The organism is Brachybacterium sp. UMB0905 (assembly GCF_002871795.1).
Lineage (GTDB): Bacteria > Actinomycetota > Actinomycetes > Actinomycetales > Dermabacteraceae > Brachybacterium.
In genome coordinates this window covers 136,246-159,882 of the sequence record NZ_PNHL01000005.1, presented here as the reverse complement: position 1 = coordinate 159,882, position 23,637 = coordinate 136,246, and the positions used below count along the sequence as shown (strand labels likewise).

24 protein-coding genes are annotated in these 23,637 nt (G+C 70.6%); 1 reads left to right on the top strand and 23 read right to left on the bottom strand.

All coding sequences use genetic code 11. From position 1 onward, the window contains the following. Positions 1-56: 56 nt before the first annotated feature. The 22 genes from CJ197_RS06415 to CJ197_RS06310 form a co-directional block, all read right to left on the bottom strand. Positions 57-491 carry a DUF2752 domain-containing protein gene (locus CJ197_RS06415; RefSeq protein WP_233190678.1) on the bottom strand — a complete coding sequence of 145 codons (435 nt, stop codon included), beginning with the start codon at positions 489-491 and terminating at the stop codon, positions 57-59. A 32-nt stretch (positions 492-523) separates the two neighbouring features. Beyond that, the gene (locus tag CJ197_RS06410) at positions 524-823 is read right to left on the bottom strand and encodes an HGxxPAAW family protein (RefSeq protein ID WP_102235913.1); all 300 of its coding nucleotides are present in this window, start codon (positions 821-823) and stop codon (positions 524-526) included. Positions 824-876: 53 nt separating this feature from the next. Continuing rightward, positions 877-1,485 (bottom strand): Trp biosynthesis-associated membrane protein, encoded by a 609-nt coding sequence (locus tag CJ197_RS06405; RefSeq protein ID WP_233190677.1) that lies wholly within the window; start codon positions 1,483-1,485, stop codon positions 877-879. Between the two features lie 116 nt (positions 1,486-1,601). Then, positions 1,602-3,197 carry an anthranilate synthase component I gene (locus CJ197_RS06400; protein WP_102235911.1) on the bottom strand — a complete coding sequence of 532 codons (1,596 nt, stop codon included), beginning with the start codon at positions 3,195-3,197 and terminating at the stop codon, positions 1,602-1,604. Beyond that, complete coding sequence (gene hisI, locus CJ197_RS06395; protein WP_102235910.1) at positions 3,194-3,595, bottom strand: phosphoribosyl-AMP cyclohydrolase; 402 nt, start codon at positions 3,593-3,595, stop codon at positions 3,194-3,196. Before hisI ends, CJ197_RS06400 begins: the two co-directional genes overlap by 4 nt. Further along, positions 3,592-4,800, bottom strand: a complete 1,209-nt coding sequence (gene metK / locus CJ197_RS06390) for a methionine adenosyltransferase (RefSeq protein ID WP_102235909.1) — start codon at positions 4,798-4,800, stop codon at positions 3,592-3,594. The genes hisI and metK overlap by 4 nt, the downstream gene beginning before the upstream one ends. Next, entirely contained in the window at positions 4,797-6,071 is a 1,275-nt protein-coding gene (coaBC, locus tag CJ197_RS06385) for a bifunctional phosphopantothenoylcysteine decarboxylase/phosphopantothenate--cysteine ligase CoaBC (RefSeq protein ID WP_102235908.1), read from the bottom strand. The genes metK and coaBC overlap by 4 nt, the downstream gene beginning before the upstream one ends. 32 nt (positions 6,072-6,103) lie before the next feature. After that, a complete protein-coding gene (rpoZ, locus tag CJ197_RS06380; protein WP_102235907.1) occupies positions 6,104-6,466 on the bottom strand; it encodes a DNA-directed RNA polymerase subunit omega in 363 nt (120 codons plus the stop codon). Between the two features lie 82 nt (positions 6,467-6,548). Then, positions 6,549-7,148 (bottom strand): guanylate kinase, encoded by a 600-nt coding sequence (gene gmk, locus CJ197_RS06375; RefSeq protein ID WP_102235906.1) that lies wholly within the window; start codon positions 7,146-7,148, stop codon positions 6,549-6,551. Continuing rightward, on the bottom strand, positions 7,145-7,471 hold the full coding sequence (mihF, locus tag CJ197_RS06370) for an integration host factor, actinobacterial type (RefSeq protein WP_102235905.1): 327 nt from the start codon (positions 7,469-7,471) through the stop codon (positions 7,145-7,147). The genes gmk and mihF overlap by 4 nt, the downstream gene beginning before the upstream one ends. Positions 7,472-7,685: 214 nt before the next feature. Next, on the bottom strand, positions 7,686-8,531 hold the full coding sequence (gene pyrF, locus CJ197_RS06365) for an orotidine-5'-phosphate decarboxylase (RefSeq protein ID WP_102235904.1): 846 nt from the start codon (positions 8,529-8,531) through the stop codon (positions 7,686-7,688). Then, positions 8,528-11,893 carry a carbamoyl-phosphate synthase large subunit gene (carB, locus tag CJ197_RS06360; protein WP_102235903.1) on the bottom strand — a complete coding sequence of 1,122 codons (3,366 nt, stop codon included), beginning with the start codon at positions 11,891-11,893 and terminating at the stop codon, positions 8,528-8,530. The genes pyrF and carB overlap by 4 nt, the downstream gene beginning before the upstream one ends. After that, positions 11,893-13,092: a glutamine-hydrolyzing carbamoyl-phosphate synthase small subunit gene (gene carA / locus CJ197_RS06355; RefSeq protein ID WP_102235902.1), complete on the bottom strand. Its 1,200-nt coding sequence runs from the start codon at positions 13,090-13,092 to the stop codon at positions 11,893-11,895. The genes carB and carA overlap by 1 nt, the downstream gene beginning before the upstream one ends. After that, positions 13,089-13,592: a hypothetical protein gene (locus CJ197_RS06350; RefSeq protein ID WP_102235901.1), complete on the bottom strand. Its 504-nt coding sequence runs from the start codon at positions 13,590-13,592 to the stop codon at positions 13,089-13,091. Before CJ197_RS06350 ends, carA begins: the two co-directional genes overlap by 4 nt. After that, the gene (locus CJ197_RS06345; protein ID WP_102235900.1) at positions 13,589-14,914 is read right to left on the bottom strand and encodes a dihydroorotase; all 1,326 of its coding nucleotides are present in this window, start codon (positions 14,912-14,914) and stop codon (positions 13,589-13,591) included. The genes CJ197_RS06350 and CJ197_RS06345 overlap by 4 nt, the downstream gene beginning before the upstream one ends. Then, complete coding sequence (locus tag CJ197_RS06340) at positions 14,911-15,867, bottom strand: aspartate carbamoyltransferase catalytic subunit (RefSeq protein ID WP_102235899.1); 957 nt, start codon at positions 15,865-15,867, stop codon at positions 14,911-14,913. Before CJ197_RS06340 ends, CJ197_RS06345 begins: the two co-directional genes overlap by 4 nt. Then, positions 15,864-16,451 (bottom strand): bifunctional pyr operon transcriptional regulator/uracil phosphoribosyltransferase PyrR, encoded by a 588-nt coding sequence (gene pyrR, locus CJ197_RS06335; RefSeq protein ID WP_102235898.1) that lies wholly within the window; start codon positions 16,449-16,451, stop codon positions 15,864-15,866. Before pyrR ends, CJ197_RS06340 begins: the two co-directional genes overlap by 4 nt. 168 nt (positions 16,452-16,619) lie before the next feature. Further along, positions 16,620-17,162: a transcription antitermination factor NusB gene (nusB, locus tag CJ197_RS06330; RefSeq protein ID WP_102235897.1), complete on the bottom strand. Its 543-nt coding sequence runs from the start codon at positions 17,160-17,162 to the stop codon at positions 16,620-16,622. Further along, positions 17,159-17,719, bottom strand: a complete 561-nt coding sequence (gene efp, locus CJ197_RS06325) for an elongation factor P (protein ID WP_102235896.1) — start codon at positions 17,717-17,719, stop codon at positions 17,159-17,161. Before efp ends, nusB begins: the two co-directional genes overlap by 4 nt. A gap of 78 nt (positions 17,720-17,797) precedes the next feature. Further along, on the bottom strand, positions 17,798-18,415 hold the full coding sequence (locus CJ197_RS06320; RefSeq protein ID WP_102235895.1) for a helix-turn-helix domain-containing protein: 618 nt from the start codon (positions 18,413-18,415) through the stop codon (positions 17,798-17,800). A 126-nt stretch (positions 18,416-18,541) separates the two neighbouring features. Further along, the gene (locus CJ197_RS06315; RefSeq protein ID WP_102235894.1) at positions 18,542-19,765 is read right to left on the bottom strand and encodes an IS110 family transposase; all 1,224 of its coding nucleotides are present in this window, start codon (positions 19,763-19,765) and stop codon (positions 18,542-18,544) included. A 316-nt stretch (positions 19,766-20,081) separates the two neighbouring features. Continuing rightward, complete coding sequence (locus CJ197_RS06310) at positions 20,082-21,686, bottom strand: ABC-F family ATP-binding cassette domain-containing protein (protein ID WP_102235893.1); 1,605 nt, start codon at positions 21,684-21,686, stop codon at positions 20,082-20,084. Positions 21,687-21,946: 260 nt separating this feature from the next. On the opposite strand from CJ197_RS06310, the gene ald reads away from it, so the two are divergent. After that, the gene (gene ald / locus CJ197_RS06305) at positions 21,947-23,062 is read left to right on the top strand and encodes an alanine dehydrogenase (RefSeq protein WP_102235892.1); all 1,116 of its coding nucleotides are present in this window, start codon (positions 21,947-21,949) and stop codon (positions 23,060-23,062) included. Positions 23,063-23,279: 217 nt separating this feature from the next. On the opposite strand, the gene CJ197_RS06300 is transcribed toward ald, so the two are convergent. After that, positions 23,280-23,612 (bottom strand): metal-sulfur cluster assembly factor, encoded by a 333-nt coding sequence (locus CJ197_RS06300; protein ID WP_102235891.1) that lies wholly within the window; start codon positions 23,610-23,612, stop codon positions 23,280-23,282. Between the last annotated feature and the right edge of the window lie 25 nt (positions 23,613-23,637).

Here is a 23,637-nt window from a genome sequence, read left to right as displayed (position 1 = left end):
TGGGGCGGGCGGATCGAGCGGACGGCGCTGCGGGCTGCGGCGCGTCCTGGCGGTGGTCAGCCGCCGACGTACGAGACCGGGGCGAGGAACCAGAAGGCCGGGAGGTTCCGCGCGATGGTGAAGAGCAGGACGACGCCCAGCAGCACGAGCAGGGTGGTGCGCGAGGGCAGCAGATCCAGGGGGCGGCCCTGGACACGACGGATGGTCCACAGCACGAACCCGGCAGCGACGAGCGGCAGGGCAAGAGTGGTCAGTGCATTGGAGCGCAGCGCCATGAGCAGGTCCCCCGCCAGCACCGCGTGGACGGCGCGGATCGCTCCGCAGCCGGGGCATTCGATGCCCGTGAGGTGGTTGATCAGACACAGGGGCACATGCGTCGTGAAGGGGTTGAATACCGCCTGCACTCCGAGGGCGAGGGCGACTGCCCCGCCGACGATGCCCAGGGGCAAAAGGGCCCGGTGGATGCCTCGCCGCGGCGCGGGCGAGGTCACGGGCGCGCCGTGCTCCGTCCGCGCCGTGAGGGTCACTTGTGCGCGGCTTCGGTCCGAGCAGCTGCCGGGGCGACGGCGGGCTTGCCGTACTCCTTGGGCTGGCCCATACCGGCCCGGGACATGATGATGCCGACGATGATGGACAGCGCGATCAGTCCGGCACCCACCCACAGCAGGAAGCTGAGGTCCGTGCCACCGGCCATGTCGCCGCCGACCATGCCGACGGCGATCACCACGGCACCCAGGACGATCCCGATGTTCATGGTCCAGCCCGCGGCAGTCTTGCCCTCGTTGTGGTGGGGCGGGGGCGGCACGGCGTAGCTCTTCGGCATGGTCCTTCTCCAGTCGGGGGCCCGGTCGGGCCTATTGTGCCATGACGCGCCGGTCAGCGCGCTGTGGGTCCAGGCCCGTCGGTGTCGTCATCGGGGTCGTCCGCGCTGGGGTCCTCTCCGCGGGTGAGGGCATCCCAGGCGGCCGCGGGATCTGTCGCGGGGTCCGCCGCAGCGGGGGCGGTGGTCGCGGCGCGGTACCGGGAGCCGACGGGCCAACGGGATCCGGCCACAAGCACGAGCACGCCCATGCTCGCGAGCGCGAGCGCCGGGATGAGGCAGATCCACGGCCAGGCGGTGGCTGCGGCGGTGGCGTCAGCCCCGAGCACCCCGGTGGCCTGGGCGAGGGCTCCGCGGACGGCCTGCAGCGGGCTGCGCAGGGCGCTGATCGCGGCGACAGCGGAGCCGAGGCCCGTGAGGATGAGCACGGGACCGGTGAGCAAGCGCAGCCAGCGGGAGGACAGGGACGTCGCGAGCGCCGCGGCGAGGCCGGCCAGGGCGAGAGCGAGCACGGCGGGCGCGGCCTCCGTGCCGGAGACCGGGACCTGCTGCACCGTGCCGGCGAGGTCCGGGCCGCTCGCAAGAAACCAGGTGGGGCGGGTGGTGCCGGCCAGCGCCCCGGCGAGCAGCGCGGAGGCGAGCACGGTCAGTCGCCGCGAGGGCAAGCGGGTGGCATGCGGCGTCGCAGCCGCCCCCTCCCCGTCTCGCGCGGTCGGCGCCGGGGATCCTGCGGAAACGGACGGCGCAGGCGGCTGCTCGGGAGTGGGATGCGGGGAGCGGGTCATGCCGGGCGCAGGGTGTCGGCGGAGGCCACGGCGCGCAGCGCTGCAGCAGCTTTGGACTGGCTCTCGCGGTGCTCCATGGTGGGGTCGGAGTCGGCGACCACTCCCCCGCCGGCCTGCACATGCGCGGTGCCGTCCTTGATCACCGCGGTGCGGATAGCGATCGCCATGTCCATATCCCCGGCAAAATCGATGTACCCGACGGTGCCGCCGTAGATGCCGCGGCGCACCGGTTCGAGACGGTCGATGATCCGCATCGCCGAGGGTTTCGGGGCTCCGGAGAGGGTGCCGGCCGGGAAGGTTGCGCGCAGCGCGTCATACGCGGTGGCGTCCTCGGTCAGGTGGCCGGTGACGGTGGAGACGATGTGCTGGATGTGGCTGTAGCGCTCGATATGCATGAAGTCGCGCACCACAACAGTGCCGGGCTCGCAGAACTTCTGCAGGTCGTTGCGGGCAAGGTCCACGAGCATGAGGTGCTCGCTGCGCTCCTTGGGGTCGGCCAGGAGCTCGGTCGCGAGCTGCTCGTCCTCGTCCGGGGTGGCGCCGCGGGGGCGGGATCCGGCGATGGGGTGAGTGGTGGCACTGCGGCCGCGGACGGTCACGAGCGCTTCGGGGCTCGCGCCGACCACGTCGATAGCTGTGCCGTCGGCATCCCGGGTGCGCAGCAGATACATGTAGGGGCTGGGGTTCATGCGGCGCAGCACCCGGTAGATGTCCAGCGGATCCGCCGCCGTGGGCAGGGAGAAGCGCTGTGAGGGCACCACCTGGAAGATCTCACCGTCGACGATGTCGCGCACGGCCTCGGCGACTGCGCGCTCGTACTCCAGCTGGCTGGAGCGGCTCTTCGGGGAGACCTCGCTGACCGTGTCATAGGCCATCGCGGCGCCCTCCCGCGGGCCGGTGAGCGTGGCGCGCAGCGCCTCCAGGCGCGCCAGAGCGTCGTCGTAGGCGGCATCCACGCCCTCATCGGTCGCATTCAGATTCAGGGCGTTCGCGACGAGCACGACGGTCGCGTCGTGAGCATCGTGGATGAGAACGTCCTGGGCCAGCAGCAGCGAGAGGTCCGGCAGGCCGATCTCATCGGGCGGGGCGTCCGGCAGCTTCTCCCAGTGCCGCACCGCGTCGTAGGCGATGTAGCCGACGAGCCCGCCGGTGAAGGGCGGCAGGTGGTCCTGGCGCGCTGCCCGGAAGGCGTCGGCGACCGCGGCGAGAGCGTCGACGGGGCTGCCGGAGGTGGGCACACCGGCGGGGGCATCGCCCAGCCAGCAGGCCTCACCGTCGCGGGAGGTGAGGATAGCGCGCGCAGGCGCGCCGATGATCGAGTAGCGGGAGGCTTCGCCCTCTCCGGCGGATTCGAGCAGGAAGGTGCCCTCTGTGCCGCCGGCGGCGGTCAGGCGCCGGTAGAGGGAGATCGGGGTGTCCTCATCGGCCAGCAGGCGCATGCTCACGGGGACGACGCGCTGCGAGGCGGCGAGGGCGCGGAAGGTCTCACGATCCGGAGTGACCACGCCGAGAGCTTCACCGTCACGGCCGGTGACCAGCTCGGGGTAGGCCTCGCGGAGGCGCGGGGAGTCGGACTGTGCGGGAGTGGTCATGCGATGCGCTCCGAAGGGTCCAGGGCGGTGGCCTCGAGGTCGCCGTCCTCGAAGCACGTGGGGGTGCCGCGGTGGCAGGCCGCACCCACCTGGTCCACCTGGACCAGGAGAGTGTCGCCGTCGCAGTCCAGCGCCACCGAGCGCACCCACTGCACGTGCCCGGAGGTGTCGCCCTTGCGCCAGTGCTCCTGGCGTGAGCGAGACCAGAAGGTGACGCGGCCCGTCGTCAGGGTCCGATACAGAGCTTCGTCGTCCATCCAGCCCACCATGAGGACCCGCTGGTCGGTGGCGTCCTGGATCACGGCGGTCAGCAGTCCGTCCGCATCGTGCTTGAGGCGGGCGGCGAGCTCGGGGTCCAGGCTGCTGCGGCCCGGCCCGTGAGGCCGGGGGGTGCTCACAGGGCGCGCTCCAGCTCCTCGGCGCGGTCGGTGCGCTCCCAGGTGAATTCGGGCAGCTCCCGGCCGAAGTGGCCGTGCACGCTGGTCAGCGCATAGATGGGGCGCAGCAGGTCCAGGGCGTCGATGAGTGCGGCGGGCCGCAGGTCGAAGACCTTCCGCACCGCGGCTGCGATCTGGTGGGCGGGCACCTTCCCGGTGCCGAAGGTCTCGACGTACAGGCCCACCGGCTCGGCCACGCCGATCGCATAGGCGACCTGGACCTCGCAGCGGTCGGCGAGTCCGGCGGCGACGATGTTCTTGGCCACCCAGCGCATGGCGTAGGCGCCGGAGCGGTCCACCTTGGAGGGATCCTTGCCGGAGAAGGCGCCACCGCCGTGGCGAGCCATGCCGCCGTAGGTGTCGACGATGATCTTGCGTCCGGTCAGGCCCGCATCGCCCTTGGGACCGCCGAGCACGAAGCGGCCTGAGGGGTTGATGTGGGTGACGACGTCATCGGTGTTCAGTCCCAGGCCCGCGAGTTCCTCGAGCACCGGGGCGATGACCACCTTCGAGATGGCGGGGGCGAGCTGGCTGTCGAGGTCCACGTCCTCGCGGTGCTGGATGGAGACCACGACCGCCTCGACACTGCGGGCCACGCCGTCCTCGTCGTAGCCGATGGAGACCTGCGTCTTGCCGTCAGGACGCAGGTAGGGCAGGACGCCGTCGCGGCGGGCGGTCGAGAGGTTCTGGGTAAGACGGTGCGCAGCATGGATGGGCAGCGGCATCAGCTCGGGGGTGTCCCTGCAGGCGTAGCCGAACATGAGGCCCTGATCCCCGGCGCCGAGGCGGGCGAAGACCTCCGCATCGCTGCGGCCGCGGGCCTCGAAGGAGGTGTCCACGCCCTGGGCGATGTCCGGGGACTGCGCGCCGATGGAGACCTGGACGCCGCAGGAGTCCGCGTCGAAGCCCTTCTCGGAGGAGTCGTAGCCGATCTCGCGGATCACATCGCGCACGATCGTCGCGACGTCGCTGTACCCGCTGGTGCGCACCTCCCCGGCCACATGCACCAGCCCCGTGGTCACGAGGGTCTCCACCGCCACCCGCGCTCCGGTGTCCTGCGCCAGGAGGTCATCGAGGATCGCATCGGAGATCTGGTCGCAGATCTTGTCGGGGTGCCCTTCGGTGACCGATTCGGACGTGAAGGTGCGCAGTTCGCTGGTGGTCATGGGGTACAGGGTACGTCCGGGAGCCGACGGGCGAGCTCATCGATCACCGCATGGGCCACCAGGATCTTGCTGCCTTCGCACGCGGTGACCTCATCCCCCTGGGCGTCGAGGATCTCCACGGCGTTGTCCTCTGCGCCGAACACCCCGCGCGTGAGGTCGTTGAACACCAGCAGGTCCGCGCCCTTGCGACGGGCCTTGGCCTGGGCGAGCTCGCGGGCGTTGGCGTCCTGCCCGCCGGTCTCCGCGGCGAAGCCGACGATGAGCGGCCGCTGCTCCTCACCGCGGGCGAGCACGCTGGCGCGCAGCACATCCTCGGTGCGGGTCAGCTGGAGGGTGGGCACGGCCTCCGGGGCGGATTCGTCCTTCTTGATCTTCTGCTCTGCGCGTCCTGCGGCGGTGAAGTCCGCGACGGCGGCGGCCATGATCAGCGCGTCGATCTCCGTGCGGTGCGTGGCCACGCTCGCGGCGAGGTCCGCGGCGGAGACCACGTCCTCGCGCTCGACCCCGGGCGGGGTGTCCAGCTGCACGTTCGCGGCGATGAGGCGGACGCGGGCGCCGCGGACCAGAGCGGCGTGCGCGAGGGCCCAGCCCTGTTTGCCGGAGGAGTGGTTGGCGAGGAACCGGACGGGGTCGAGCTCTTCGCGGGTGCCACCGGCGGTGATGAGGATCTCGTGACCGGCGAGGTCCCGGAGTGCTCCCCCGCGCTCATTGCGAGGCGCGGCGATCGCTGCGCGCGCGGCCTCGAGGATCGCGGCGGGTTCGGGCAGGCGGCCGGGGCCCGAGTCCGGTCCGGTCAGGCGCCCCACGGCGGGCTCGAGGACGGTGATGCCGCGTTCGCGCAGCACCCGCACGTTCTCGACCGTGGCGGGGTGCTCCCACATCTCGGTGTGCATCGCAGGCGCCACGACGACGGGGCAGCGGGCCACCAGCACGGAGGCGGTGAGCATGTCATCGGCCCGCCCCGCACGCAGGCGGGCCAGCAGGTCCGCGGTCGCCGGGGCGATGACCACGAGGTCCGCCTCCTGGCCGTAGCGCACATGGGCGACCTCGTCGACGTCCTGGAATACGCTCGTGAGCACGCGATGGTGGCTGAGAGCCTCCCAGGTGGCGCGGCCCACGAACTCGAGCGAGCTCGCGGTGGGCACGACGTGCACCTCGGCGCCGGATGCGACAAGACCGCGCACCAGGTGCGCGGTCTTGTAGGCGGCGATCCCACCGCCGACGCCCACCAGGACGCGGGCACCTTCGAGGGTGCGGGGCGCGGGGCTCATCGGCTCCTCCGGCGGGACGGGATCAGCGGGGATCAGAGAGTGAAGTCTGCGGGCGGAGCCTCGGGGGCGTCATCGCCCAGCAGCAGCGGGGCGGGCGCGTCGGGGTCCGGCTCGTTCTGAGCGGCCAGCTCCTCCTCGTCCACCTCGCGGACGGTCAGCAGGCCCTCATCGATCTCGCGCAGGGCGATGGACAGGGGCTTCTCCTGGTTCTCCACGTCCACCAGGGGGCCGACGAACTCCAGCAACCCCTCGGAGAGCTGGGAGTAGTAGGAGTTGATCTGGCGGGCGCGCTGGGAGGCGTAGAGCACCAGGGCGTACTTCGAATCGACGGTCTCCAGCAGACGGTCGATCGGGGGGTTGGTGATGCCCTCGGGCTGCGCGACAGTTCCGGCCACGGATGTCCCTTCCTGAGTTGAGGCGTGCAACGATCCAGCATACGCGCCCCGTGCGCGTGAGGCGAGGGGCGCGACCGACGGGTCAGGTGATGTCTCGCACGCCCATCAGGGTCGCGAGCTCGTCGGCGGCACGGTCCACCTCGTCGTTGACGATGGTGACGTCGAACTCGCCTTCGGCGGCGAGCTCCACACGCGCGGTCTCCAGCCGCCGCTCACGCTCCTCGGCGTCTTCGGTGCCGCGGCCCACGAGGCGCTGGACGAGGGTGTCCCAGTCCGGCGGGGCGAGGAACACGAACCGCGCATCCGGCATGGTCTCGCGGATCTGCCGGGCACCGGCCAGATCGATCTCCAGCAGCACGGGACGCCCCTGGGCGACGGCCGCCTCGACCGGGCCGCGCGGCGTGCCGTACGTGTTGCGGCCATGGACCACGGCCCATTCGAGCATCTGCCCGCTGTCCGCGAGCTCGCGGAAGCGCGGCTCGGGGATGAAGTGGTAGTGCACGCCGTCCACCTCGCCCGGGCGCGGAGCGCGGGTGGTGCACGAGACCGACAGCCAGATCTGCGGGTAGCGCTCGCGAATGGCGGCGGAGACGGTCCCCTTGCCGACGGCGGTGGGGCCCGCCAGAACGGTGACCGGGGTCGGCGCCGCTGCTGCGCCGACCCCGGGATGCGAAGAGGTCACTCGGAGAAGTGGGCGACCAGCTTCTCCGCCTGGTGGGAGCCGAGGCCGCGTATCTTGCGGGACGGGGAGATGCCGATCTCCTCCATGATCTGCTGGGCCTTGACCTTGCCCACGCCGGGCAGGGCCTCCAGCAGCGCGGACACGCGCAGACGGCCGACGATCTCGTTGGTCTCCGCCTCGGCGAGGACCTTCTTGATCTCCTCGCCGCGGCGGCCGGCGCTGTCCTTCAGACGGGCCTTGATGGCCGCACGCTCGCGACGGGCCTCGGCGGCCTTCTTGAGGGCCTCAGCGCGCTGTTCGGGGGTGAGGGGAGGGAGAGCCACGGTTCTTACCTCTTGTTCTCTTGCTGATGACGGCGAGATCCGGGAGGACCTCGGTAGTGGGTAGAGCGTAACCCCATAAGGGTGACGCCGTGCACGTTCGACACATCTTTTGCCAGGTCCGATGCGAATCAGCACCCGCCGGGGCGGCCTGGGCGACGGTCTTGGGCTCCGGAGAACGGCCACCGGCACGCGGCGAGCGGACCGGTGGCGCGCCTCAGGCGTAGGCGGCACGCAGCTCGGCAGCACGGCGCTGCAGCAGCTCGGCCTCGGGGCCCGCCGCGAGCAGCCCACGAGACAGCGAAACCAGCACGTGACCTGCACTGTCACCGAAGACAGCGGTCCTTTCGAGAGGCCCCGCGCCCTGCGCTCCGAAGCCCGGTGCGAGCAGCGGAGCTGAGGGGGCCGCGCGGTCCAGTCCCAGGCGCTGATAGGCGTCGCCGACGGTCGCGCCGACCACCAGACCGATGCTGGACCAGCGGTCCTCTCCCCCACCGCCGCGTTCCTGCGCATATCGCGCGATATGACACGCTACCGGCGTGCCGTCGTCTGCTCTGGCGTGCTGGACCTGCGGTCCATCGGGGTTGGAGGTGAGGGCCAGGACGAACAGACCCTTGCCGTGCTCGAGCGCGAGATCCACGGCGGGGTCCAGCGATCCTGTGCCGAGGAAGGGGCTGACGGTGATCGCATCGGCCTCCAGCGGGGCGCCGGGGCGCAGGTGCGTTCGCGCGTAGGCGCCCATGGTGGAGCCGATGTCCCCGCGCTTGACGTCGAGGATCGTGAGGATCCCGAGCTCCCGGGCGGCGGCCAGCAGCTCCTCGAGCACCGCGACGCCGGCGGAGCCGTGCCGTTCGAAGAAGGCGGACTGCGGCTTCACGGCGGCGACCTCGCCGTGCACGGCCAGGAGGGTGCGGCGGGAGAATTCCCGCAGCCCCGCAGCATCATCGCTCAGCCCCCAATCGGCCAGCAGGCTCGCATGCGGGTCGATGCCGGCGATGATCGGGCCCTGGGCGGCGACAGCGGCCTGCAGCCGCGTTCCGAAGGTCTGGGGCACAGTGCTCATCGACCCGCTCCCGCCGCGCTGTGCGGTTCCCGGGCGGCGGTCAGCTGGACGGTGAGGTCCTGCAGGCTGCGCACCTCGAAGGGCTCCACGGGCCTCGCCTCGATCGCCTGGACCGCCGCCTGGAACTCCTGCAGCGTCGTGATCATCGGCACGTCCATGCTGGTGGCGGCCGCGCGGATGGCGTAGCCGTCCACCCGAGCGTTGGAGCCCGAGGGCGTGTTCAGCACCAGATCCACCTCACCGGATTCGATGAGGTCGATGACGCTCGGCGCATCCCCGGCCTCGGAGGCCTTGCGCAGCACGCGGGCCGGGATGCCGTAGCGCTGCAGCACCTTGCCGGTTCCGGCGGTGGTGAGGATCTCGAAGCCCAGGGCGGCCAGACGCGCCACCGGCAGGGGCAGGGAGCGCTTGTCGCGGTCGGACACGGACACGAAGGCCCGGCCAGAGGTGGGCAGGCCCTGCCCCGAGATCGCCAGCTGGGACTTCGCGAACGCGAGCGGGAAGGTGGAGTCCAGTCCCATCACCTCGCCGGTCGAACGCATCTCGGGCCCCAGGATGGAGTCCACGGCCCGTCCCTCGCGGGTGCGGAAGCGTTTGAAGGGCAGCACCGCTTCCTTCACGGCGATCGGGGCATCGTCCGGGCAGGTGGTGCCGTCGCCTTCAGCGGGCAGCACCCCGCCGCGCCGCAGATCAGCGATCGAGGTGCCGGCCATGAGCAGCGCGGCGGCTCGGGCGAGCGCCACTCCGGTGGCCTTGGCGACGAACGGCACGGTGCGAGAGGCGCGGGGGTTCGCCTCGAGGACGTACAGGGTGCCCTGGGAGAGGGCGAACTGGACGTTCAGCAGGCCGCGCACCCCCACGCCCTCGGCGATCGCGCGGGTGGAGGTACGGATCCGCTCGATCATCGCCGCGGACAGGGTGATCGGCGGCAGGGTGCAGGCGGAGTCACCGGAGTGGATGCCGGCCTCCTCGATGTGCTCCATGACGCCGGCGAGGTACAGCTCGGTGCCGTCGTACAGGGCGTCCACGTCGATCTCGATCGCCGTATCGAGGAAGGAGTCGATGAGGATCGGAGCCTCGGCGCGCCCGCCGTCGGGCAGATTCCGCGAGACGTAGTCCACCAGGCCGTCCTGGTCGAAGACGATCTCCATGCCGCGCCCGCCCAGCACGTAGCTGGGGCGCACGAGGACGGGGTAGCCCACGCGGGCGGCGACCTCGATCGCATCGCTGAGCGCCCAGGCGGTCCCGTACGGCGGTGCGGGCAGCTCGGCCTGCGCGAGGACCGCCCCGAAGTGGCCGCGGTCCTCGGCGTTGTCGATCGCGGCGGGGCTGGTGCCGATGATCGGCAGTCCCTCGGCCTCCAGACGGCGGGCGAGCGACAGCGGGGTCTGCCCACCCAGCTGGACGATCACCCCGGCCACGGGTCCGGCGGCCTTCTCCGCCTCGTACACCCCGATCACGTCCTCGACCGTGAGCGGTTCGAAGTAGAGCCGGTCGGCGATGTCGTAGTCGGTGGAGACGGTCTCAGGGTTGCAGTTGACCATGACGGTTTCGTAGCCGCCGCCGGGCAGCTCCGGGTCCCCGAGCGCGAGCGCCGCGTGGACGCACGAGTAGTCGAACTCGATGCCCTGGCCGATGCGGTTGGGGCCGGAGCCGAGGATGAGGATCGCGGGCCTCTCCCGCGGCTGGATCTCGGTCTCCTGGTCGTAGCTGGAGTAGTGGTACGGGGTGCGGGAGGCGAACTCCCCGGCGCAGGTGTCCACGGTCTTGAACACGGGCGTGATGCCGAGTGCCTGCCGCACGCCCTTGACCACCTCGGCGCTGCGGCCGCTGAGCGCCCCGATCTGCTCATCGGACAGACCGTGACGCTTGGCCAGGCGCAGCAGCTGCGCATCGAGCACCTCGCTGCGGCGGATCTCCGCGGCGATCTCGGCGACCAGCAGCATCTGGTCCAGGAACCAGGGGTCGATCGCGGTGGCCTCCACGAGGGCCTGCACGGTCTCCGCGGCATCCACGACGCCTTCAGCGGCGGCCCACAGGATGCGGGCGATCTCCCGCAGCCGCTCCGCGGTGGGGGTGCGCACCCCATCGAGCAGGGCGGTGATCTCCTGCGCGGTGGGCGGCTCACCGCGGTAGTCCAGCTGGGCACCCTTCACATCCACGGAACGCTGCGCCTTGCCGAGAGCCTCGGTGAAGTTCCGGCCCAGCGCCATCGCCTCCCCCACCGACTTCATGGTGGTGGTCAGCGTCGGGTCGGCGGCAGGGAACTTCTCGAAGGCGAAGCGCGGAACCTTCACCACCACGTAGTCGAGCGCCGGCTCGAAGCTCGCCGGAGTGGTCCCGGTGATGTCGTTGCGGATCTCATCGAGGGTGTAGCCGATGGCCACGCGCGCGGCGATCTTCGCGATCGGGAAGCCGGTGGCCTTCGAGGCGAGCGCCGAGGAGCGGGAGACGCGCGGGTTCATCTCGATGACGACGACGCGGCCGGTCTCGGGGTGGGTGGCGAACTGGACGTTGCAGCCGCCGGTGTCCACGCCGACCTCGCGGATGATCGCGATGCCGAGGTCCCGCAGGTGCTGCAGCTCCACGTCGGTGAGCGTCAGGGCGGGGGCGACGGTCACGGAGTCGCCGGTGTGCACGCCGACGGGGTCGACGTTCTCGATCGAGCAGATCACCACGCAGTTGTCCGCGCCGTCGCGCATCAGCTCGAGCTCGAACTCCTTCCACCCCAGGATCGACTCCTCGAGCAGGACTTCGGAGGTGGGCGAGTAGTGAAGGCCGTCCCCGCCGATGCGGCGCAGGTCCGCTTCATCGTAGGCCATACCGGAGCCGAGGCCGCCCATGGTGAAGCTCGGGCGCACCACCATCGGGTAGCCGAGCTCGTCGGCGGCTGCGAGCAGCTCGTCCATCGTGTGGCAGATCCGGGAGCGCGCGGACTCGCCGCCCACCCGCTCGACGACCTCCTTGAACTTCTGGCGGTCCTCGGCCTTCTGGATCGCCTCGAGGCTCGCGCCGATCATCTCGACGCCGAACTCCTCGAGGGTGCCGTCCTCGGCGAGGGCGATCGCGGCGTTCAGCGCGGTCTGCCCGCCGAGGGTCGGCAGGATCGCGTCGGGTCGCTCCTTGGCGATGATCGAGCGGATGATCGCCGGGTCGATCGGCTCGATGTAGGTGACATCGGCGATGTCCGGGTCTGTCATGATCGTCGCCGGGTTGGAGTTGACGAGGATGACCCGCAGTCCCTCCTCGCGCAGCACCCGGCAGGCCTGGGTGCCGGAATAGTCGAACTCGGCGGCCTGGCCGATGACGATCGGGCCGGAGCCGATGACCAGGACGGAGTGGAGATCAGGGCGGCGGGGCATCAGGACTCCTTGCGGCCGGCCCGATGGGCGACGGCGAGCTCGGTGAAGCGATCGAACAGGTCTACGGCGTCATGCGGGCCGCTAGCCGCCTCGGGGTGGTACTGGACGGAGAACGCCGGGATGTCCAGGCAGCGCAGGCCCTCCACGACGTCGTCGTTGAGGCACATGTGGCTGACCTGGACGCGGCCGTAGCGTCCGTCGTCATGCGGGGCGGTGTGGATGCCCTCGATCGGCAGGTCGACGGCGAAGCCGTGGTTCTGGGCGGTAATGGACACCTGGCCGGTCTGCAGGTCCTTGACGGGCTGGTTGATGCCCCGGTGGCCGAATCGCAGCTTGTAGGTGCCAAGGCCCAGGGCGCGGCCCAGAAGCTGGTTGCCGAAACAGATGCCGAAGAACGGCAGGCCGGCATCGAGCACGCCGCGCAGCAGGTCGATCTGGGCGGTGGCGGCGGCGGGGTCACCGGGCCCGTTGGAGAAGAACACGGCATCCACGTCCAGGGCCAGCAGGTCCTCGAGGGTGGTGGTGGCCGGCAGCAGGTGGACGGCCAGGCCCCGCTCGAGCATCTGGCGCGGGGTCGCGCCCTTGATGCCGAGGTCCACGGCCGCGACTGTCGCGACCGGCTCCTGCTCGGGCTGCAGCAGGATGGGCTGGGCGATCGTCACCTCCTCGAGGAAGTTCGCGCCGGCCATGGCGGGCTGGGAGCGCACCTGCTCGAGCAGCTCGCTCTCGTCGGTCTCGAGGGCGGCGCCGGAGAAGATGCCGCCGCGCATGGCGCCGTGCTCGCGCAGACGCCGGGTGAGCATGCGGGTGTCGATATCCGCGATACCCACCACTTCGTTGCTGATCAGCAGGTCATCCAGGGTCTGTTCGGCGCGGAAGCTCGAGGCGATGCGGCTGGCATCGCGCACCGCGTAGCCGCGCACCCACACCCGGGAGGACTCCATATCCGCGGCGTTCGCGCCGGTGTTGCCGATGTGCGGGGCGGTCTGCACGACGATCTGACCGGCGTAGGAGGGGTCGGAGAGGGTCTCCTGGTAGCCGGTCATCCCGGTGGAGAACACCACTTCGCCCAGCCGTGCGCCGCGGGCGCCGAAGGCGGAGCCGTGCAGGATGGTGCCGTCCTCGAGGATCAGCAGTGCCGGTTCGGGGCGCACCCGGCGCGGCGGGGTGGAGGGGGTCAGGGGGGCCGGAGGTGTCATGCCAGCTCCTTCCGGGTCAGCAGGAGATCGTGGTCGGCGCGGCGGTCCATGCGCAGGCCGGTGTCCAGGGCGGGGGCGTTCTCGCTCAGCTGCCAGCGGATCAGCAGCAGGCCATCACCGCCCACGGCCTTGCCGGCGATGCCGGGGGTGGTGAACAGGCCGGTGACCGTGTCAGCGGGCAGGGTGAAGGAGCGGGCGCCCTCGCGGTCTATCCGCCAGGTGCCCGCACTGCCCACGCTGATGCGGGCGCGGGAGCGGGAGCCGAGGCCGTGGGCGACGATGCGGTCCAGGGGGTCACCCGCGCGGACGGTGGAGACGTAGACCGCCTCGAAGGGGCCCTCGGCGAGAGTCTCGCCGAGCTGCTCGAGCGGTGCGTCCGGCGGTGGGGCGGGAACATCGGCCTGGGAGCGACCGCGCGAGCGCCACCCCAGGTACATCAGGGCCATGGCCCCGGCGAACAGGGCGGCCAGCAGCAGTACCGGCAGGATGCGGTCGCTCACCGCTGGACCACCGCCCCGTCACGCACGGTGGGTCGGCCCTTCAGGACCGTGAGCCGGTTCAGCCCCGGCAGCTCAAGGCCCGCGAACGGTGAGTTGCTGCTGCGGGAGGCATGCTCGGCCACATCCACCATGCGGCGGGGGCGCGGGTCCCACACCAGGATGTTCGCGGCCTCCCCGGCCTGCAGGGGACGGCCCTGGTCCTCATCGCGGCCGATGCGGGCGGGCTGCTCTGAGAGCACCCGGGCGATGTCTCGCCAGCTCAGGCGGTTCTCGTCGACCATGGTGTGCTGCACGATCGCGAGCGCGGTCTCGAGCCCGGTCATGCCCATCGCCGCCTGGTCCCATTCACGGTCCTTGGCATCGGCCGGATGCGGGGCGTGGTCGGTGGCGACGATGTCGATCGTCCCGTCGGCCAGTCCGGTGCGGACCGCTTCGACGTCCGCGGCGGTGCGCAGCGGAGGGTTCACCTTGTTGACGGCGTCGAAGGTGCGCACCCGTTCATCGGTCAGCAGCAGGTGGTGCGGGGTGACCTCGCAGGTCACGTCGATGCCGCGCTGCTTGGCCCAGCGGACGATGTCCACGCTCCCGGCGGTGGAGAGGTGGCACACGTGCAGCCGCGAGCCCACGTGCTGGGCCAGCAGCACGTCGCGGGCGATGATCGACTCTTCGGCGACGGCGGGCCAGCCGGCCAGGCCCAGCTCCGCGGAGACCAGGCCCTCGTGCATCTGGGAGCCCTCGGTCAGGCGGGGGTCCTGGGAGTGCTGGGCGATGACGCCGTCGAAGGCCTTGACATATTCGAGGGCGCGGCGCATCAGCACGGGGTCGTGCACGCACTTCCCGTCGTCACTGAACACGCGCACGCGAGCGCGGGAGGTGGCCATGGCGTCGAGCTCGGCCAGGCGCTCCCCCGCCAGGCCCACGGTGACGGCGCCGACGGGCCGCACCTCGCACCAGCCGGCCGCCTCGCCCTGCCGTGCCACCTGCTCGACCACACCGGCGGTGTCGGCGACGGGGGTGGTGTTGGCCATGGCGTGCACGGCGGTGAAGCCGCCGCGGGCGGCGGCGCGGGTGCCGGATTCGATGGTCTCCGCCTCTTCCCCGCCGGGTTCGCGCAGGTGGGTATGCAGGTCCACGAGGCCCGGCAGAATGATGCAGCCTTCGGCGTCGATCACCTCGGCATCCTCGGGGGCCTCGAGGTCCGGGCCGACCGCGGTGATGCGGCCATCTGCCAGCAGCAGGTCCTGGATGTCCTCGCCGTAGGGCCGGCCGCCGCGGATCAGAAGCGTCGGGATCGGGGCGGTGTTCGGGGTGGTCGTGGTCATCGGTCGGTCTCCCGGACGTCGGTGGCGAGCAGGTGGTAGAGGACGGCCATGCGCACGAACACGCCGGAGGCGACCTGTTCGACGATCACGCTGCGCGGGGAGTCCGCCACGGATCCGGCGATCTCGAAGCCGCGGTTCATGGGCCCGGGGTGCATGACGATGCTGTGGGCGGGCAGGCGGTCGGCGCGGGCGGCGGTCAGGCCGTAGCGGCGGGAGTACTCTTCGGCGGTCGGGAAGTAGCCGCCGCCGACCATGCGTTCGCGCTGCACGCGCAGCATCATCACGGCGTCAGGACCGCTGGCGAGGGCGTCATCGAGGTCGTAGCTGATCTCGCAGGGCCAGGTGGTGGCGCCGACGGGCACGAGCGCGGGCGGGGCGACGAGGGTGACGCGGGCGCCCAGCAGGGTCATCAGCAGCACGTTCGAGCGGGCCACGCGGGAGTGCAGGACATCGCCGACGATCACCACGTGCAGGCCGTCCAGGCCTCCGCGGACGTCGCCGGGGCGTAGGTGGCGGCGCAGGGTGAAGGCGTCGAGCATCGCCTGGGTGGGGTGCTCATGGGCGCCGTCGCCGGCGTTGACGATGGGCTGGTCGATCCAGCCGGCGTGGGCCAGCAGGTGCGCGGCGCCGGAGGAGGACGAGCGCACGACGACCGCGTCGGCCCCCATGGCCTGCAGGGTCAGCGCGGTGTCCTTGAGGGATTCGCCCTTGGAGAGGGACGAGCCTTTGGCGGAGAAGTTGATGACGTCCGCGGACAGGCGCTTCGCGGCGGCCTCGAAGCTGATGCGGGTGCGGGTGGAGTCTTCGAAGAAGAGGTTCACCACGGTGCTGCCCACGAGGGTGGGGAGCTTGCGGATGGAGCGGGACTGCGTCTCGGCCATGTGCTCGGCGGTGGCGAGCAGTTCGACGGCCTGTTCGCGGTTGAGATCGGCGATGGAGATGAAGTGCCTCATGCCTGCTCCGTCCCGCGCGAGGGGCGCACGATGTCCACGGCATCCTGACCATCGCTCTCCGTCAGCTGCACGTGCACGCGCTCGCTGCGGGAGGTGGGCAGGTTCTTGCCGACGTGGTCGGCGCGGATCGGCAGTTCGCGGTGCCCACGGTCCACCAGGACGGCCAGGCGCACGGCGGCCGGGCGGCCGATCGCTCCGAGCGCGTCCAGTGCGGCGCGGACGGTGCGGCCGGAGTAGAGGACGTCATCGACGAGCACGACGGTGCGCCCGTCGATGCCGCGGCGCGGGATCCGCGTGGGCCCGGGGGCCCGGGTGGGGTTCTTGCGCAGGTCATCCCGGTACAGGGTGATGTCCAGGGAGCCGTGGAGCTCGGCGATCTGCGTGGGATCCTCGATCCCTTCGGCGCGGGCGATCTGCGCGGCCAGGCGCTCGGCGAGCGGGACTCCGCGATGCGGGATGCCCAGCAGCACGAGATCCTCGGCGCCATGGTCGCTCTCGAGGATTTCGTGGGCGATGCGGGTCAGGGCCCGACGGATCGCCTCGGGGCCCAGCACCCGCGAGGTGTCGGGGGTGGGGTCGGTCATGCGGTTCTCTCCCTTCCACGCCTCACAGGACGTGCAGTTAAAGGGCTCGGATGCGCGCCGGGAGCCTCCGGCGCACCGCTCGAAGTCTAGTGCGCGCCGCATGCGGCCGCGCTGGCGGCCGCAGGGCGGACCGCGTGAGATGCGCCGCGTGAGCGCCCGAGCGGGGGCTCAGCCGAGCAGGCCGTGCAGGTCCGCAAGGCGCTGCAGCAGACCGTTGACGAAGCGAGGGGAGTCGTCGGTGGAGAGCACCTCGGCGATCTTCGTGTATTCACCGATGATCACGCCGCGCTCACTGGCATCGGCGGTGGCGTGCAGGGCTTCCGCGGCGCCCAGGCGCAGGATCGCACGGTCCACGGCGGGCATGCGGTGCAGCGGCCAGTCGCGGGCGTGGGTGGCGAGGTCCTCGTCGATGTCCTGTGCATGCGGGGCGTACAGCTCCACGAGCTCCTGCGCCCTCGAGGGCAGTGGGGTCTGAGCGGCGGTGCGTTCGCGCCGGGCCTGCAGCACCTCGAGCACGTCCTGGTCCTTGGCGTCGGCTTCGAACAGGACGTCCACGGCTCGGATGCGGGCACGGGTGCGGCTGTGGAGCTTCTGGGCCTGCGCGGGAATGGTGCGCTCGAAGGCGACTTCCTCCCCCTCCCGAGCGGGAAGGGGGAGGCCGGGGCCCTTGTCGGCGCGCGCCGCGGAGCCCGAGGTGGAGGGGTCGGTCACTTCACGCGCTCGATGTACTCGCCGGAGCGGGTGTCGACCTTGACCTTCTCGCCCTGCTCGATGAACAGCGGCACCTGGATCTCGCGGCCGGTCTCGAGGGTGGCGGGCTTGGAGCCGCCGGTGGAGCGGTCGCCCTGCAGGCCGGGCTCGGTGAAGGTGATCTCCAGCACCACAGAGGCGGGCAGCTCGATGAACAGCGGGGTGCCCTCGTGGAAGGCGACGACGACGTCCTGGCCCTCGAGCATGAAGTCCTTGGCCGCGCCGACGATCTCGGGGGTGAGGCTGACCTGCTCCCAGGTGGTGGTGTCCATGAAGACGAACATGTCGCCGTCGAGGTAGGAGTACTGCATGTCGCGGCGGTCGACGGTGGCGGTCTCCACCTTGACGCCGGCGTTGAAGGTCTTGTCCACGCCCTTTCCGGACATGACGTTCTTCAGCTTGGTACGCACGAAGGCGGGGCCCTTGCCGGGCTTGACGTGCTGGAACTCCACCACGCTCCACAGCTGCTGGTCCAGCACCAGGACCATCCCGTTCTTCAGATCATTCGTCGTGGCCATGGGTCTCCTCGGTATGTCGTGCGGGGGCGGGGCAAGGATAGCGCTCGCAGCAGGGCAAGCTGGGTGCTGGGCTGCCTCTCAGCGCGCGGAGGTGAGGTCGATCATGCTCAGCAGGTGCACGGCCAGCGGATGGGCGGCGCTCTCCTCTCGCCAGCCGCTGGTCTTCACGGCCCGGGAGATGGTCTGCTGCGTGACGCCGAGACGCTCGGCGAGCTGGCTCTGTGTCGCCTCGGGGGTCTCGCGCAGGGCGCGGACGGCCTGCCACTGGCCGCGGTTGCGGGTGCGGATCATCCAACCGATCAGGCGCAGCACCGCCTGCACCTCAGCGGCGGTGGTGGCCTGGCGCTCATCGGCGGCGTGCACGGCGAGTGGCACCTGGCTGGTGGTGCGGGCGGCGCGGGCGGCATCCGCGGCGGCGGCGACCGCTCCCCCGGCGAGGATTCGCACGCTGTCCGGCAGTGGGGCGTCCACCGGGCCGACGCCGAGGCCGATCGCGAGGGAGCCCGTCTCGAGGCTACGCAGGATCACTTCGAGGGCGTCCTCGGCGCGCGTGGTCGCGGCGAGGGCCTCGGGCCCGGCGGTGCGCTCGGCGGGCAGGGTCAGATCCAGCGGGGCGAGGGCCTCGAGCAGCTGCGGGATCGGGTCGGCCGCGGCACGGCCATGGCCGCGGGCGCCGGACAGGGAGAGGACAAACATGCCCGCAGCATGACACAGCTGTAATGGACTGTCCACTCGGATACAGCGTCATACGGCTTTCTGCGAGACGGATCTGCGGACGACTCAGTGGGGCGGTTCTGTGGGGGGGTGTCCCTATGTTCTGAGTCAAGCCGCGAGGGCGGTCGGCTCGGGAGTAGGGGCGGTGGTCGGGGGCTGGTAGTAGGTGCCGTCGCGGAGCATCGCGAAGATGACGTTGCAGCGGCGGCGGGCCAGGCAGATCACGGCGGCGTTGTGGCGCTTGCCCTCTGCGCGTTTTCGATCGTAGTAGGCCTTGGAGATGGGGTCGTGGTTCGAGGCGACCCAGGCCGAGTAGAACAGTGCGTTCTTCAGCCGTTTGTTGCCTGAGCGGGCGGGGAACTCGCCGCGGATCGAGGTGCCGGATCTTCGCGTGACCGGCGCGATCCCGGCGTAGGCCGCGAGATGGCCCGGGGTCTCGAATCCCGTGCCATCGCCCACGGCCATGAGGATCTGGGCGGCGGTCTTGATGCCGATCCCCGGCATGCTCATCAAGACCGAGGCGAGAGGGAAATCCTCCAGCATGGCCTCCACCTCCTTAGCCACCGTCGCTCGCTGTTCCTTCAGCTCTTTGACCTGGCCAGCAACTCTCGGGATCACCAACTCCACGGCCGCGGTCGCAGGAACGACCACGGTCTGTTCACCGAGCGCCGCGAAGATCTGGTCCACCAGTGCTTCGGGATCGCGGCGAGAGTGCGAGCGAGCGAAGCGCAGCACCCGTGCCCGACCAGCGGTTTTGAGCCCGGTGGGGCCTGCGAACTTCTCCAGCAGGTCCAGTACCAGCGCCGTGGAAAGGCTGCCGCCGGCGAACACCCGCTCGAGCGCGGGATGAATCTGGGTCAGCAGGGAGCGGATCCGGTTCAGCGCTCTGGTCGTCTCGTGGGCGAGGTCCTCATCGAAGCCGGCGAGGACCTTCAGTGCGGAGAGGACCTCATTGTCGCGGTCGACTTGCCGCAACGTGTGAGGCATGGTGCGAGCGGTGTCGGCGATGATGAACGCATCCCGCGCATCGGTCTTTGACCTGCCGGGATAGAGATCTGCAGCCTTCCGCATCGCGAGCCCGGGGAGGTAGGCGACGGTGCAGCCCACGTCGCGGGCCACAGCGATGGGGAGCGCTCCGATGGTGTTGGGCTGGTCGACGACCATGAGCGCCTTGCCGTGGACGTTTAGTCCGGTGAAGAGCTCCCGAAGCTGGGCCTCGTCCTGCGGCAGGGGCTTGTCGAAGAGCTTGTTCCCCTCCGGGTCCAGTGCGCAGGCGTGATGGGCGGTCTTTCCGACGTCCAGGCCGATGACGACCGCGAATCGTGTGTTCATGATGCTGTCCTTCCCTGGAGCATCATCGCTGGTCGCAGTCTCGACACCCGATGCCGGCACCCACGTTACGAAGAGACCTCAGACGAGCTGGGCCGTGTCCCTATCAGCGGTCAACGCGTGTCTCTCGACCGGGCGGCAACACCCCCCGGACCATTGATGGCAGGGCAACAAAGCCATACCCGGCCGAGCGACCAGACCCCCGACCATCAGGGGTGCTCACAAGGTAACGGGGGGGATGCGGTCGCGGCAGGCTGCCGCGACCCCGCGACCGGGCCGGATGAATGCCTGTCGGCGGTGCGGCACCGCTCCCCCGCCCTCAGGCGAGCTCGATGAGCTCCTGGTATTCGTCGTTCCACAGGTCCTCGACGGCGTCGGGCATCATGAGCACCCGCTCGGGGTTCAGCGCCACGACGGCGCCCGGGTCGTGCGAGACCAGCACGACCGCGCCCTCGAAAGCGGAGAGCGCCCCGAGGATCTCCTGACGGCTCGCCGGGTCGAGGTTGTTCGTCGGCTCATCCAGCAGCAGCACGTTCGCGCTGGAGACCACCAGGGTCGCGAGCGCCAGGCGGGTCTTCTCCCCGCCGGAGAGCACCCGGGCGGGCTTGTGCACGTCCTCGCCGGTGAACAGGAATGAGCCGAGGATCTTGCGGGCCTCCACCTCCGGCAGCTCGTAGGCAGCGGTCATCATGTTCTCCAGCACCGTGCGCTCAAGATCGAGGGTTTCGTGCTCCTGGGCGTAGTAGCCGATCCGCAGCCCGTGCCCGGGGATGATCTCGCCGGTGTCCGCCGGATCCACTCCGGCGAGGATCCGCAGCAGGGTGGTCTTGCCCGCGCCGTTCAGGCCGATCACCACCACGCGGGAGCCGCGGTCGATCGCGAGGTCCACATCGGTGAAAATCTCCAGGCTCCCGTAGGACTTGGAGAGGCCCTGCGCCATGAGCGGCGTCTTCCCGCAGGGGGCGGGCCGCGGGAAACGCAGGGAGGCGACCTTGTCGGCCCGGCGCTCCTCCTCGACGCCGTCGAGCATCTTCTCGGCCCGGCGCAGCATGTTCTGGGCGGCCACGGCTTTGGTGGCCTTGGCGCGCATCTTCTCCGCCTGGGCGGTGAGCGCCGAGGCCTTTTTCTCCGCGTTGGCACGTTCGCGCTTGCGGCGCTTCTCGTCGTCCTCGCGCTGGCGCAGGTACTGCTTCCAGCCCATGTTGTAGATGTCGATCACGGCGCGGTTGGCGTCGAGGTAGAAGACCTTGTTGACGACCTGCTCCACGAGCTCGACGTCGTGACTGATGACGATCAGGCCACCGCGGAAGCTCATGAGGTATTCGCGTAGCCACACGATCGAGTCGTGGTCGAGGTGGTTGGTGGGCTCATCCAGAATCATCGTCTCGGCCTGGGAGAACAGGATGCGGGCGAGCTCCACGCGGCGCCGCTGTCCGCCGGAGAGGGTGCCGAGCTGCTGCTCGAGCAGCCGATTGGGCAGCCCCAGGTTCGCGGCCATGCGCTTGGCCTCGGCTTCCGCCGCATAGCCGCCGACGGCGTCGAGCTCTGCCTCCAGACGCGGGTAGCGCTCCATGGCCTTGATGCGCTTGGTCTCGCTGAGGGACATATCCCCCATCTCCTGCTCGGCGCGGCGCAGGCGGCGCAGGATCCCGTCGAGCCCGCGGGCGGAGAGGATGCGGGCCAGCACCGTCTCGGTGTCTTCGCCGCTGTGGGTGTCCTGCGGGAGGTAGCCCAGCTCCCCGCTGATCTCGACGCTGCCTTCGGTGGCATCCAGGGTGCCCGAGAGCACGCGGGTCAGGGTGGTCTTCCCGGCGCCGTTGCGGCCCACGAGCCCCACCCGGTCTCCGGCGGTGACCTGGAAGGAGACGTTGCTCATGAGCAGGCGTGCGCCGACGCGGATGGCGAGGTCGTGCACGGTGATCACGGGCGGCTCCTTCTGTGGCACGCAGCGGGCGTTTTCTGTGGCGCGCGGCAGGCGCTGCGGACCGGATCGAGTCTAGGGGTGGCCAGCGGGCCGTGCCGCGGTCGACGGGGCCACGGTGCCGTGTCCCACATCGTCCGTTCTGCCGGACGTGCCCTGCGCAGATGGCCGGCACGGGCAGGCGGAAGGTGCAATAGTGGCAGCGGCGGCCGCATCGGCGGTCCGCAGCTGACGGAGCAGGCACGTTGCAAGGAGGCCACGCGATGCTGATCGGGGTTCCCCGGGAGGTCAAGAACAACGAGGATCGGGTGGGGCTCAACGCTCCGGCCGTCCATGAGCTGGAGCGCCACGGACACGAGGTCATCGTCCAGTCCGGGGCGGGCATCGGATCCGGGATCACGGATGAGGCCTACCGTGCGGCCGGCGCGGAGATCGTCGATGGAGCCGACGAGGTCTGGCAGCGCGCGGACATGATCGTGAAGGTGAAGGAGCCTCTGCCCGAGGAGCACAAGTTCCTGCGCAAGGACCAGGTGCTGTTCACATATCTGCACCTTGCGGCCGACAAGGCGCTGACCGATGCGCTGCTGGAGGCGGGCACCACCGCGATCGCCTACGAGACCGTGCAGCTTCCCGATCGTTCCCTGCCGCTGCTGACGCCGATGAGCATGATCGCGGGGCGTCTGGCCACGCAGGTGGCCGCGTACCATCTCATGGCCCCGCTGGACGGCTCCGGAATGCTGATGGGCGGCGTCCCCGGCACGCCCGCGGCGAAGCTGCTGGTGGTCGGCGGCGGCATCGTCGGGGAGCAGGCGGCGATCATGGCCTACGGGCTGCAGGCCGAGGTGACGGTGATCGACCTGAACGTGCCGCGTCTGAACCAGCTCGCCATCACGCACCACGGACACTTCCGCACCCGGTACTCCACGGCGCTGGATCTGGCGGATGAGATCGCCACGGCCGACGTGGTGATCGGCTCGGTGCTGATCCCCGGCAAGCGCGCCCCCAAGCTCGTGACCGATGAGATGGTGCGGTCGATGAAGCCCGGCTCGGTGCTCGTCGATGTGGCGATCGATCAGGGCGGATGCTTCGAGCACTCGCGTCCGACCACCCATGACGACCCGACCTTCGCCGTGCACGACACCGTCTACTACTGCGTGGCGAACATGCCGGGGTCGGTGCCCGTGACGGCCACGCGCGCACTGAACAATGCGACGATCCCCTACGTGCTGAAGCTCGCCGATCGCGGCTGGCAGGATGCGCTGCGCGCCGATGAGGCGCTCGCCAAGGGGCTGCACATCCACGCTGGCAAGCTGGTGCATGACGGGACGGCGGAAGCCCATGGCCTCGAGCTGACGGACCGCCAGGAGGTCCTCGGCTGATCGTGCGGGTGGGTGCGCCCGGCGTCGGGCGCGCCCACCGGCATCAGGTGTCGATGGGTGAGAGGCTGCCGCCACGGCCCAGGTTCGTGGCGGACCACGTGAGCGGACGCGGGGCCTGACCTCCCGCGGTGAAGCTGACGCTCACCGACCTTATGCGAGCGCCCCCGGGGCCTTGTCGGGCCGGGGGCGCTCGCGATGCGAGGTGGGGGTCAGCGGGTCAGAGGTTGAAGCCGATCGCGCGCAGCTGTTCGCGACCGTCCTCCGTGATCTTCTCCATGCCCCACGGCGGCATCCACACCCAGTTGATGCGGTGGGACTCGGTGATCGGGTCGAGCACCGCGAAGGTCTGCTCCTCGAGCAGGTCCGTCAGCGGGCACGCGGCGGAGGTCAGCGTCATGTCCACCACCGCGTGACCGTCTTCGACGGTCGCACCGTAGACGAGACCCAGATCCACCACGTTGATCCCGAGCTCGGGGTCGATGACATCCTTCATCGCCTCGATCACGTCCTCCTTGGTGACGGACGAGGCCGGGGTCTGCTGATCGGTCATGGGATCCTCCTGATCCCCAGCGGCA

Bases quoted from the DNA above. Each gene is read 5' to 3' on its own strand.
- CJ197_RS06410 (WP_102235913.1), bottom strand. From the start codon at position 823: ATGCCGAAGAGCTACGCCGTGCCGCCCCCGCCCCACCACAACGAGGGC.
- CJ197_RS06400 (WP_102235911.1), bottom strand. From the start codon at position 3,197: ATGACCACTCCCGCACAGTCCGACTCCCCGCGCCTCCGCGAGGCCTAC.
- metK (WP_102235909.1), bottom strand. From the start codon at position 4,800: ATGACCACCAGCGAACTGCGCACCTTCACGTCCGAATCGGTCACCGAA.
- coaBC (WP_102235908.1), bottom strand. From the start codon at position 6,071: ATGAGCCCCGCGCCCCGCACCCTCGAAGGTGCCCGCGTCCTGGTGGGC.
- pyrF (WP_102235904.1), bottom strand. From the start codon at position 8,531: ATGAGCACTGTGCCCCAGACCTTCGGAACGCGGCTGCAGGCCGCTGTC.
- carB (WP_102235903.1), bottom strand. From the start codon at position 11,893: ATGCCCCGCCGCCCTGATCTCCACTCCGTCCTGGTCATCGGCTCCGGC.
- carA (WP_102235902.1), bottom strand. From the start codon at position 13,092: ATGACACCTCCGGCCCCCCTGACCCCCTCCACCCCGCCGCGCCGGGTG.
- CJ197_RS06345 (WP_102235900.1), bottom strand. From the start codon at position 14,914: ATGACCACGACCACCCCGAACACCGCCCCGATCCCGACGCTTCTGATC.
- CJ197_RS06340 (WP_102235899.1), bottom strand. From the start codon at position 15,867: ATGAGGCACTTCATCTCCATCGCCGATCTCAACCGCGAACAGGCCGTC.
- pyrR (WP_102235898.1), bottom strand. From the start codon at position 16,451: ATGACCGACCCCACCCCCGACACCTCGCGGGTGCTGGGCCCCGAGGCG.
- efp (WP_102235896.1), bottom strand. From the start codon at position 17,719: ATGGCCACGACGAATGATCTGAAGAACGGGATGGTCCTGGTGCTGGAC.
- CJ197_RS06320 (WP_102235895.1), bottom strand. From the start codon at position 18,415: ATGTTTGTCCTCTCCCTGTCCGGCGCCCGCGGCCATGGCCGTGCCGCG.
- CJ197_RS06315 (WP_102235894.1), bottom strand. From the start codon at position 19,765: ATGAACACACGATTCGCGGTCGTCATCGGCCTGGACGTCGGAAAGACC.
- ald (WP_102235892.1), top strand. From the start codon at position 21,947: ATGCTGATCGGGGTTCCCCGGGAGGTCAAGAACAACGAGGATCGGGTG.
- CJ197_RS06300 (WP_102235891.1), bottom strand. From the start codon at position 23,612: ATGACCGATCAGCAGACCCCGGCCTCGTCCGTCACCAAGGAGGACGTG.